Here is a 10,060-nt window from a genome sequence, read left to right on the forward strand (position 1 = left end):
GACAGGACGCCGCCCGGAACCGTCAAAAGTTTTTGGTGAGGCTTTTTTCAAAAAGCTTCGAAAGACGCCGCCTTTCTGAAAAAAGGCGACACCCAAAAACTTTGATTATTCATCAACGGGTCTGTCACGATGGCGCAAGGGGAAAATGACACGCCACTTCATGGCCGGGGCCGATGGGCCGCAGGGCGGGTGCCTCCACCCGGCAGCGGTCCTGCACATATGGGCAGCGAGTATGGAAGCGGCACCCGGCGGGGCGGTTGACGGGACTGGGTATGTCACCCCCAAGCGGCGGCGGGGGCATGGCACCTGCCACCGGGCGGGGCACGGCGGCGGTCAGGGCGGCAGTATAGGGATGGGCGGGATAGTGCAGCACATCATCCGTCGCCCCGATTTCGACAATCGCGCCCAGATACATGACGGCCACACGGGTGGAAACCTGACGCACCACCGCAAGGTCATGCGCCACGAATACATAGGTCAGGCCAAGCCGTGCCTGCAGGTCGGCAAACAGGTTGACGATCTGGGCCTGCACTGACACATCCAGCGCGGAAACCGGCTCATCTGCCACCACCAGGCGGGGGGACAGCGCAAGCGCGCGGGCAATATTGATGCGCTGGCGCTGCCCGCCGGAAAATTCATGCGGATACCGTGCCAGCGCCGCGACAGGCAGGCTGACGAGTTCCATGAGGTCACGCACGCGCCGTTCAATGTCCACAGCCGACCGCCTGCGCCCATCCGGGCCACGATGGACACGCAGGGGTTCGGCCAGCAGGTCCCCGATGCGGCGGCGCGGGTTCAGGCAGGCGCTGGAATCCTGAAACACCATCTGCATGCGGGGACGCAGCGGGCGCAGGCGGCGTTCGGGCAGGGTGGTGATGTCGTGGCCTTCAAACACGACCTGTCCCGCTGATATGTCCGTCAGCCGCAGCATGCACCGCCCCAGCGTTGATTTGCCGCAGCCGGACTCCCCCACCAGTCCCAGCATCTCGCCCGGCATCACTGACAGGGATATGCCATCCACAGCCACCAGATGCTGCCCATGGCCCACATGGTAGGTCTTGGACAGGTTGCGCACCGCCATCAGCGCGGCGGGGGCCGGTGTATCGTTCACGGGCATGCGTCCCCCCATGTAACCGTGCGCGGCGGCAGGGGCGTGCCCTCGGCTGGCAGCACGCAGGCGGCCGCATGGCCGGGACCCAGCGGGACCAGAACCGGCGGGACCGTGGTGCAGGCGGCGTGGACATGGGCGCAGCGCGGACCGAAGGCGCAGCCGGGCGGGCGATCCATGGGCACGGGCGGCGCACCGGCAATGGCGGGCAGGCGGTCGGGCCGCGGACCATAAAGCGGCGGGATGGAGTCCAGCAGGGCGGCGGTATAGGGATGGCCGGGATGGTCAAGGACCCGGCCCGATGGTCCCGTTTCGGCCACCCGGCCGGAATACAGTACCAGCGTGCTGTCACAGGTCTGGGCCACGACCCCCATGTCATGTGTAATCAGCAGCACGGACGACCCATGCGTCGTGCGTAGTGAACGGATCAGTTCAAGGATCTGCGCCTGTACCGTCACGTCCAGCGCGGTTGTCGGTTCATCGGCAATCAGCAGCGTGGGGTTGCATGACAGCGCCATGGCGATCATCGCGCGCTGGCGAAGGCCACCCGATAACTGGTGGGGATAGCGTCGTGCCATGCGTTCGGGGTCGGGCACGCCCATTTCACCCAGTATCCGCACCGTGCGTGCCCGCGCCTGCGTGCGGGAGACGCGTTCATGGGCGCGGATCTGTTCATCAATCTGCCAGCCGATGGTATAGACGGGGGTGAACGCCGTCATCGGGTCCTGAAAGATCATGGCGATGTCCCGCCCGCGCAGGCGGCGCATCTGCCGTGGCGGCAGCCCGACCAGTTCGCGCCCGCGAAAGCGCACCGACCCGCTGATCCGCACCCCCGGCGTATCAATCAGGCCCATGATCGCCATGGCGGTGACGGACTTGCCGGACCCTGATTCCCCCACCAGCCCCAGTATCCCGGCCTCTGGCAGGCTGAAGGAGACATGTTCGACAATCGGCACCATGCGCCCGTGCGCGGGGAAGCCGACACACAGGTCACGCACATCCAGAAGCGGGGCGGAGCGGTCAGCGGGCATCACGCACCCTCGGGTCAAGGAACAGGTAGATCACGTCCACCGCCGCATTGGCCAGCACCACGAAAACGGCGGAATACATGACGGTGGCCATGATGACCGGCAGATCCAGCGTGGTCAGCGCGCGATAGGTCAGGCGACCGACACCGGGCAGGCCAAACACCACTTCCGTCAGCAGCGCGCCACCGCCCACCAGTTGCGCGAAATCCATCCCGAACAGCGATACGAAGGTGACCATGGATGTCCGCAGCCCATGCCACAGCAGCACGCGCGCAGGGGACAGCCCCTTGGCGCGTGCCGTGCGCATGAAGTCCTCGCCCGCCAGGGTGACAAGGTCGGTGCGTAGCACCCGGCTGTATATGCCAATGAACATGACCGCCAGCACGAACCACGGAATGATCAGTGCGCGGAACCATCCCAGCGGGCTTTGGCTGAAGGGCACGTAACCCAGCCCCGGCACCCATGAAAACAGCCATGTATCGTGATAGCGGTTCTGGGTGATCAGGTTGGCGACTTCCCCCAACCAGAACACGGGAATGGAAATTCCCACCAGCCCCAGCATCATCAGCCCCCGGTCCATCCATGTATCCCTCATGGCGGCGGCCACCGTGCCCATGGCAATGGATACTGTCACCCAGATGAATGCCGCCCCGCAGACCAGGCACGCCGTAACCGGGGCGGCCTGCATGATCTTGGGCACCACCCGTTCGCCACGGTTGGCATAGGAGGCAAGGTCGCGCGTGATGAACAGCTTTTTCATCATGATCGCGTACTGCACCGGCAGCGGGCGGTCGAAACCGTAATCGCGACGCACCTTTTCCATGGTCTGTGGCGATGCGTTCCGCCCGGCAATACGCGCGGTGGGGTCCGCGCCGGGTGTTGCGAAAAAGATTCCAAACACCAGTACCGACACGCCAAACAGCACCAGCAGCGTCTGGCCCATGCGGCGCAGCAGGGCGGTCATGAACGCCGTCCCCCATCACGCACGTCCAGCGCATCCCGCAGCCCGTCACCAAGGATATTGAGCGCCAGCACCACGATTACGATCGCAAGTCCGGGTGCGACGGCCACCATGGGGCGGGTATAGATCAGGCCCTCGCCATCCTGAATGATTGTTCCCCACGAAGGCTGTGGCGCCTGTACCCCCAGCGAGAGGAAGGACAGGGCACTTTCCGCCAGCAGCGCCAGCGCCATCAGCAGCGGGCCGAGCGTGACCAGCGTGGTCATGACATTGGGCACGATATCGCGCAGCATGATCCGCCATCCCGGCACGCCCAGACAGCGTGCGGCGGTCACGAATTCCGCCTGCCGCAACGCCATGACCCGCCCGCGTATGGGACGCGCGGCATAGGGTACGTAAACCAGCGCGATGATCATGACGGGGATGAACAGGCTGTCCGCCCGCAGCACGAACGGGCCAAGGCGCACCTGCTGGCTGACCATGACAATGGAAAGCGATATGGCGAACAGATAGACCGGCACCGCCCACATGATGTCCATGATCCGCGACAGGACGGTATCGACAAACCCGCCCCAAAAACCCGCGACAATCCCCACACCCGCCGCCAGCAGCAGGCACATGATGGCCGCCCCGGCCGAAATCAGCAGCGAATTGCGCCCACCATACAGCAGGCGCGCCATCACGTCGCGCCCCTGGTTGTCGGCGCCCAGCATGTACGTGGTGCGCCATGTCGGCCCGATGGGGCTTAGGCCAAGGTGCAGCGGGTTGTCATTGGGCTGCATGATGTCCACTTCGTGCCCGTCCAGCACGATGGTGCCCGCCACAGTGGACTGGAACGGGTTGGTCCGGGCAATGGTGTGTGCATAGAACGGGGCCAGCAGGCACGCCATCGTCACGGCAGCAAGCACACCCAGCGCCACCATGGCCGACGGGGTGCGCGCGAGATTGCGCGCGGCCTGCCGCCATGGGCCGGTGGATGTGGACTGGGTCGGGGCGGACATGATGGTATGGCACTCGGAAACGTGGGATCAGGACATTCACGCAGGGTGGCACCATATCCCCCGCTTGCGAAGGGGCTGTCATGACCCGGACCATGTTTTATCCGGTTTTACCGACCGGTCGGGCCTGATATGCGCGGGAACCGTCTTCCATGATGGACCAGGCCAACGTGCGTCCGGAACAGTCGCCACAATTCCCATGATTGCTGCATGCGGGTCTGACCGTTTCGGGTATAAGCAGGCCCGGACCGCAGATTATAAAAAGCTTCAGAAAACGCCGTCTTTTTGAACAAAGGTGGCCTCTGAATCTTTCCATTCATTATCAATAAGTTACTATTGAAACAATAGGCCGGTCAGTTCCGGGTAGCGGCCGCATCGTCATGGTTTTCCATATGGGCGACAGCGGTGGCAAAGCTGGGGGCAAGCGGCAGGAGCGGGGTCATGGTCGCCTGCCATGCATGGTACAGGTCGGCCTTGCCTTCATACACCACGGCGGATGGCCGGTTGTCGCGGTCCAGTTCCTGTATCCACCCGCCATGCCTGCGGTCGATCATGAAGGTGTCAATATAATCCCACAGCGTGCGGTACCAGTGTTCATACTGCCGGTGTCCCGTGCGTTTAAGCAGGGCGGCGGCGGCTGTCATGGCCTCCGCCTGGCACCAGTGGGGGCGGTTATGGACCATGGGTTCATGGTTCCAGTCAATCGTGTAAACCAGCCCCGGCGCGCCATCGCGCGCCCATCCCGCCGTCATACCGTTGTGAAACATCTCGGTGGCATCTTCCAGCAGCCACGCGGGCGCACGGCCATCGGCGCGCAGCAACGCGGCTTCCAGCTTCAGCAGCAGGTGCGCCCATTCCGTGAAATGGCCCGGCGTCATGCCATAGGGACGCAGCGGATCAGCAGGCCGGTCACGGTTGTAATCATCCAGCCGCCGCCAGTTGCGATCGTAATGCTCGGGCAGGCTGTAACCCGCATCGCGCGCCAGTGTATGGATGAAGCGTTCGGCCACGCGCAGGCCCCGGTTGCGCCAGATCGGGTCGCCCGTCACATCGGCCACGGCCATGCAGGCTTCAAGCGAATGCATGTTGGCGTTGGCGCCGCGGTAGTCTTCCTCATCCGACCAGTCGGCGGCGAAACTTTCGCGAAAAATGCCTTCTTCCTCGCTCCAGAAATGCCGTTCCCAGACCGCAAGCGCCTTGTCCAGCAGTCTGCGCGCGCCCGCCACCCCCGCAACCGTGGCCGAGGATGCGGCCAGCACGACAAAGGCATGCAGGTAGGCCTGCTTACGCCCGGCATCCGGCGGCTGCCCGTCGGTGGACGGGGCAAGGAACCAGCCGCCATTTTCATGGTCCGCCAGTGGACCCAGCAGGCAGTTGACCCCATGCGCGGCCAGTGGCCCGCAACCTGGCAGCCCACGTTCCATCGCCACGGCATAGACATGGGTCATACGCGCGCCCAGCGTGGCGTCGGCGGTGGCACCGGGCGGCAGGTTGCCCCGGTCGTCCAGTGCCGCGAAGCCGCAGGCCACGCGGGATGATCTGGAAAAATCCAGCAGCCGCTGTCCCTGCACGTCCAGCCAGCGACGGTGGGGCAAGCGGCGCAACCATGAAGACAACGGCACCATCAGCGCAGGCAGGGCTTCACCCATTGATGATCATGCCCCCGTTTACGTGCAGCGTCTGTCCGGTCACGTATGATGAATCCTGTGCTGCAAGATAGACATAGGCCGGACCAAGTTCACTGGGCTGACCGATGCGGCCCATGGGCGTATCCTTGCCAAGGTTGGCCACGGCCTGTGGATCGACCGGCCCCCAGCTTGCGGGTTGCAGGGGTGTCCAGACCGGGCCGGGGGCAACCGCGTTGACCCGTATGCCTTTTGGCGCAAGCTGCAGCGCAAGTGCCCGGGTAAAGCCCATTTCCGCCCCCTTGGTCGTGGTATAGGCGACCAGCGAGGCGTTGCCCGCAAACGCGTTGACCGAAGACGTGTTGATGATCACGCTGCCCCGGCCCAGATGTGGCAGGGCCGCACGGGCCAGGTAGAAATAGCCATTTATGTTCACGTCCATGTGACGTTGCCAGGTCTCGTCCGTAATATCGGTCAGGTCGCTGCTGACGTACTGGACGGAGGCGTTATTGACCACGATATCCAGCCCGCCAAGAGCCTCCACCGTGCGGGCCACCGCGTCATCGCATACCCTGCTGCACGATACATCGCCGCGTATGGCCAGCGCGCGGCCCCCTTCGGCTTCGATCAGGCGCACCGTTTCGTTGGCGTCCTCGTCCTCTTCCAGGTACACGATGGCGACATCGGCCCCTTCACGTGCGAAATACAAGGCGGCGGCGCGTCCTATGCCACTGTCACCACCGCTGACCAGCGCCCTGCGTCCCTTCAGCTTGCCGCTGCCCATATAATCGGCACGGATATGTTCCGCCGGTGGGTCAAGCAGGCGTTCGATACCGGGCTGGTGGGGCTGGCTCTGTGCGGGAATGCTGTGGGGCATGCGTGGCCTCCGTCATGTGGATTGCAGGGTTTGCCCATATGGGCGGGCGGAAGGTGACATCTTCCATCATGCCCCCATGCCTGCCTTTTTCACGGCATGCGCACACGCATCGTGTCGCGCCGGGATATCAAGGTCGGTCATGCGCGGCATGTTGCCGGTACCGGGTTGCAGGACGCCCGCCGTGCCATAGGCGTAATCCATATTGCCGTGTTCATCAGGCGGGACCGCGCCGGTATTATGGATCAGCGTATTCATGAGCGGGGTTGCCCCTGCATGGTCCGCCAGGCCATTTTCAATGCAGAAATTCAGGTAACCCGCCAGCCGCGCGCCCGATGCCGCGTCAATCATCGCCTGTGGCATTGCAGCAGATGGCATGGCCATATCGCGCGCCATGGCGGGAAGCACGCTACCCCCGAACAGGATGCCCAGCGTCACGACGGGCAGGGTGAATATTGGACGGTACGACATTCGTGGCATCCTTCTGGCGGGACGTGAAATGACGTGGCAGCGTGAAATGATGCGGTCCATGGCCCATTGCGGCCATCATGTGCCGCGCATTAAACCCGTGGCAGGGCGGCAGGTTGCATCAGGTCTGCAGCGTGCTGCAGGCCGCCGGTTGTTCGTGATGGTTTGCGGCCTGTATGGCCCGGTGGATATCGTCTATGTCGGGGGGATGGGCGATCGGGCATCGTGCTCCGTCCCTGATGTGGTGCAGGAAGGAAAAAACCGATGGCAGCCCCCACGCAACATTTGGATGCGCAGGAACTGGTTGCGGCCGTGGCATCGGTCGTGGCGAACGAACCGGACATGATCGCGGACATGGCCAATATCGCGGCCATGATTTTCGAGGCATTGCCCGACCTGAACTGGGCGGGATTTTATATCTGGAAAGAAGATCAGCTTGTGCTGGGACCATTTCAGGGACGCATGGCCTGCACCCGCATCGCCTATGGCAAGGGGGTGTGCGGGACGGTGGCGCGGGAACGGCGGACGCTTGTTGTGCCCGACGTGCATGCCTTTCCCGGCCATATTGCCTGTGACGCTGCCTCGGCTTCCGAAATCGTGGTACCGGTCATTGCGGGCGACCGGCTGCTGGGTGTGCTGGATATCGACAGCCCGGTGCGCGACCGTTTTTCCGATGCCGACCGGATCATGCTGGAAAAGATCGTGGATCTGCTGGTGCAGGCCATTCCGGCCGGGACGCAATAGGAAACAGGCAAAGGCCGTCCGCCCGCCCCATGGCCGGGCCGGACGGAAAGGGGATCAGGATTTCCCATACCTGACGTAGTCGGTCAGTTCACCCAGCAGGCTGTCAAGGAATGTATGCGGCTGGGGCTGGTCCGGTGTTGCGGTGGTATCGACGGGCGGGGCCGGGGTCTTGCCGGACGCTAGCTGCCACAGATATTCCGCCCACAGCCGTTCGGACTGCATGGAAACGGCTGCCTTGTGCAGGTTGTCCAGTGCGCTGACCGCATCCTTGTCGCCGCTTTTGACAAGGGGCATCAACGCTTCAGCCGCATCACTGACGCGGGCCTGGCTTTCCTCGATATGGGTGCCCAGTGTGAAATAGGCTTCAGCAATGGTCTTGGTGTCCATGATGTGATCTTCCTCTCCCGGCTACAGGCCGTGACCCTAACCCACCCCGGTCGGCGGCGCCAATCAGGGGAGGTATGTCCCGCACACGCCATGCGGCGACCGGACGGGGAATATGAAAAAGCCCGGCCACAATGTGCCGGGCTTTCATGATGTAGGCGTCGTGTTTCAGAACAGGAATATCATGGCCGTTGAAAGGGCGAATGCGGCGGCGATCAGTGCCGGTCCCGCAATATCCCATCGTGAAAGGCGTCCGGCCGGTGCTGTGCCAGCAAGGCGCTGGCGGCGCAGGTGTATCCACATCGTAGCCTCCGTCAGAAGCGGTCAGGTCCAGATGGCTGGACCGTCATATGAAGATAAACGATAGCCATAGTGCGAGTGTAAGCAGGACCATGCCAATGCCAACCATGTCGATGACATCGGGATTGGAACGGTAGCGGGTTCCCCTGTCCATGGCGACCTCCAGTCCGGGTGATGGAAAACCACCCGATGAAGGCGATGTAGGCAGGCGCGTGCCACCTGAACAGGGGCGGGACAGCACCGCAGGCGCGGGACAGTCCTGATGACCCATCACGTTTGCGGCATCTGCCCTGCCGGGCGCGGCGGATGAACGGCGGCGGGATCAGTCCCCGGCCTGTTCCAGTTCATCATTGATCTTCAGCGCCAGGCGCGCCATCTGCAACGCTCCTTCCCTGCTGCCCGCGCCGCAGATGAAGCGGGCGGGGTGGGCAAATACCGCATCGGGCACGCCCGATACCTTCGCCAGTGTTTCCCCGTCCAGCCCACGCCATGCCTCCGGCAGGGAGATACGCTGCCCGAAATCGCCGCGCACGGGGGGCACCGCCTTGACGTTCCAGCGGTCAGGGGCGGCGGGGGAGACGACATAGACGACGGGCAGGTCGTTTTCAAAAATGACCTTCTCGGTCGGCATGCCCGTATCCATCAGCAGGATGCGCTTGTCCTCGGCGGCTTCATAGGCGGCCATGACCCGCTGCGCCGCCTTCAGGCTGGCGCGCACGCGGTCCACTACATTGACCAGATGGGAGGCCACGGTCGTCGCGGCATTGGCGAAGCCCAGCGTCTCGCGCCGTTTTGCTTCTTCGGGGCCATACAGTTCGATGGTGTCCCATGCCGGGCGGCAGGATGACACGATATCGGCCAGCGACAGCCTGCCCATTTTCATGACGCCATTATCGTCCTCGTCAATCGGCAGGACCAGCGACTTGTCTATGGCCTGCCATATGGCGGCAATGTCCGCGTCATCCACCTGCGTCTGCACGATATTGCGTATGGCTGCGGTCCCGTAATCCTTCCACAGCAGGCCGGCGGCGCTGTAGGGCGTTCCGTCATCACGCAGGGGCTTGTCCTTCATGTGATGGTCGTAACGGCCTTTTTCCGGGGCATACTGACCGCCCACGTCAAACACGATATCGGACGCCGCGATCCGTTCGGGCGAACGCGAACGGATGAATTCCAGCCGGTCCGCAGGGCCATCCCCCAGAACACGCGCGCGCAGGTCGCCCCCGGGCGCAAGGGCGTAGTGCAGGATGACATATCCCAGTGTCTCATCAACGTGGAAATTCCCCGAATGGGTCAGCGCCCGGACGGGGGCGGCTGCGTTATCAAGACCAATGGGGGTATGCTCGGACATGGGGAACCTGCTGACGTACAAGAATGGAATTCTGATATGCCCCCTCATGCCGCAAAGGGTCGTCCAAGACAACAGGCTTCCTCACCATGCCGTCAGCGTCAGCGTCAGGTGCAGGGTGAAAATCTTGTTGCTGATAGATAGAGTAAAAGTTTCTGGGTGCCGCGTTTTTCAAAAAGGCGGCGTTCCCGAAAGCTTTTGGAAAAAAGCGTCACCAAAAAC

At 63.2% G+C, this 10,060-nt stretch carries 12 protein-coding genes; 1 reads left to right on the plus strand and 11 read right to left on the minus strand.

The window, feature by feature from the left end; translation table 11 throughout:
* Positions 1 to 124: 124 nt before the first annotated feature.
* From AC1RQ9_RS05685 to AC1RQ9_RS05715, 7 genes are all read right to left on the minus strand, one after another.
* Complete coding sequence (locus AC1RQ9_RS05685) at positions 125 to 1,117, minus strand: ABC transporter ATP-binding protein (RefSeq protein ID WP_485985948.1); 993 nt, start codon at positions 1,115 to 1,117, stop codon at positions 125 to 127.
* Entirely contained in the window at positions 1,108 to 2,139 is a 1,032-nt protein-coding gene (locus AC1RQ9_RS05690) for an ABC transporter ATP-binding protein (protein WP_485985949.1), read from the minus strand. Before AC1RQ9_RS05690 ends, AC1RQ9_RS05685 begins: the two co-directional genes overlap by 10 nt.
* Complete coding sequence (locus tag AC1RQ9_RS05695; protein ID WP_485985950.1) at positions 2,129 to 3,100, minus strand: ABC transporter permease; 972 nt, start codon at positions 3,098 to 3,100, stop codon at positions 2,129 to 2,131. Before AC1RQ9_RS05695 ends, AC1RQ9_RS05690 begins: the two co-directional genes overlap by 11 nt.
* Positions 3,097 to 4,098, minus strand: coding sequence for an ABC transporter permease (locus AC1RQ9_RS05700; protein ID WP_485985951.1), 1,002 nt, complete (start codon positions 4,096 to 4,098; stop codon positions 3,097 to 3,099). The genes AC1RQ9_RS05695 and AC1RQ9_RS05700 overlap by 4 nt, the downstream gene beginning before the upstream one ends.
* Before the next feature lie 350 nt (positions 4,099 to 4,448).
* On the minus strand, positions 4,449 to 5,744 hold the full coding sequence (locus tag AC1RQ9_RS05705; RefSeq protein WP_485985952.1) for an AGE family epimerase/isomerase: 1,296 nt from the start codon (positions 5,742 to 5,744) through the stop codon (positions 4,449 to 4,451).
* Entirely contained in the window at positions 5,737 to 6,597 is an 861-nt protein-coding gene (locus AC1RQ9_RS05710; protein ID WP_485985954.1) for a glucose 1-dehydrogenase, read from the minus strand. The genes AC1RQ9_RS05705 and AC1RQ9_RS05710 overlap by 8 nt, the downstream gene beginning before the upstream one ends.
* Positions 6,598 to 6,663: 66 nt before the next feature.
* On the minus strand, positions 6,664 to 7,065 hold the full coding sequence (locus AC1RQ9_RS05715; RefSeq protein ID WP_485985955.1) for a hypothetical protein: 402 nt from the start codon (positions 7,063 to 7,065) through the stop codon (positions 6,664 to 6,666).
* A 261-nt stretch (positions 7,066 to 7,326) separates the two neighbouring features.
* Here AC1RQ9_RS05715 and AC1RQ9_RS05720 point away from each other — a divergent pair, with 261 nt between their 5' ends.
* Positions 7,327 to 7,806, plus strand: coding sequence for a GAF domain-containing protein (locus AC1RQ9_RS05720; RefSeq protein WP_485985956.1), 480 nt, complete (start codon positions 7,327 to 7,329; stop codon positions 7,804 to 7,806).
* Positions 7,807 to 7,860: 54 nt separating this feature from the next.
* Here AC1RQ9_RS05720 and AC1RQ9_RS05725 read toward each other — a convergent pair whose 3' ends face one another.
* The 4 genes from AC1RQ9_RS05725 to AC1RQ9_RS05740 all read right to left on the minus strand — a co-directional run bounded on the left by AC1RQ9_RS05725 (position 7,861) and on the right by AC1RQ9_RS05740 (position 9,841).
* The gene (locus tag AC1RQ9_RS05725; protein WP_485985957.1) at positions 7,861 to 8,193 is read right to left on the minus strand and encodes a hypothetical protein; all 333 of its coding nucleotides are present in this window, start codon (positions 8,191 to 8,193) and stop codon (positions 7,861 to 7,863) included.
* A 165-nt stretch (positions 8,194 to 8,358) separates the two neighbouring features.
* Positions 8,359 to 8,493, minus strand: coding sequence for a hypothetical protein (locus tag AC1RQ9_RS05730; RefSeq protein ID WP_256431408.1), 135 nt, complete (start codon positions 8,491 to 8,493; stop codon positions 8,359 to 8,361).
* Positions 8,494 to 8,536: 43 nt separating this feature from the next.
* Positions 8,537 to 8,764, minus strand: a complete 228-nt coding sequence (locus AC1RQ9_RS05735) for a hypothetical protein (RefSeq protein WP_485985959.1) — start codon at positions 8,762 to 8,764, stop codon at positions 8,537 to 8,539.
* Between the two features lie 48 nt (positions 8,765 to 8,812).
* On the minus strand, positions 8,813 to 9,841 hold the full coding sequence (locus AC1RQ9_RS05740) for an MYG1 family protein (RefSeq protein ID WP_485985961.1): 1,029 nt from the start codon (positions 9,839 to 9,841) through the stop codon (positions 8,813 to 8,815).
* Positions 9,842 to 10,060 lie beyond the last annotated feature (219 nt).

The organism is Komagataeibacter ossonobensis (genome assembly GCF_057359305.1).

What these genes read in the sequence shown, in the direction of transcription:
- AC1RQ9_RS05685 (WP_485985948.1), bottom strand. Translation starts at nt 1,117, where the DNA reads ATGCCCGTGAACGATACACCGGCCCCCGCCGCGCTGATGGCGGTGCGC.
- AC1RQ9_RS05690 (WP_485985949.1), bottom strand. Translation starts at nt 2,139, where the DNA reads ATGCCCGCTGACCGCTCCGCCCCGCTTCTGGATGTGCGTGACCTGTGT.
- AC1RQ9_RS05695 (WP_485985950.1), bottom strand. Translation starts at nt 3,100, where the DNA reads ATGACCGCCCTGCTGCGCCGCATGGGCCAGACGCTGCTGGTGCTGTTT.
- AC1RQ9_RS05700 (WP_485985951.1), bottom strand. Translation starts at nt 4,098, where the DNA reads ATGTCCGCCCCGACCCAGTCCACATCCACCGGCCCATGGCGGCAGGCC.
- AC1RQ9_RS05705 (WP_485985952.1), bottom strand. Translation starts at nt 5,744, where the DNA reads ATGGGTGAAGCCCTGCCTGCGCTGATGGTGCCGTTGTCTTCATGGTTG.
- AC1RQ9_RS05710 (WP_485985954.1), bottom strand. Translation starts at nt 6,597, where the DNA reads ATGCCCCACAGCATTCCCGCACAGAGCCAGCCCCACCAGCCCGGTATC.
- AC1RQ9_RS05715 (WP_485985955.1), bottom strand. Translation starts at nt 7,065, where the DNA reads ATGTCGTACCGTCCAATATTCACCCTGCCCGTCGTGACGCTGGGCATC.
- AC1RQ9_RS05720 (WP_485985956.1), top strand. Translation starts at nt 7,327, where the DNA reads ATGGCAGCCCCCACGCAACATTTGGATGCGCAGGAACTGGTTGCGGCC.
- AC1RQ9_RS05725 (WP_485985957.1), bottom strand. Translation starts at nt 8,193, where the DNA reads ATGGACACCAAGACCATTGCTGAAGCCTATTTCACACTGGGCACCCAT.
- AC1RQ9_RS05730 (WP_256431408.1), bottom strand. Translation starts at nt 8,493, where the DNA reads ATGTGGATACACCTGCGCCGCCAGCGCCTTGCTGGCACAGCACCGGCC.
- AC1RQ9_RS05740 (WP_485985961.1), bottom strand. Translation starts at nt 9,841, where the DNA reads ATGTCCGAGCATACCCCCATTGGTCTTGATAACGCAGCCGCCCCCGTC.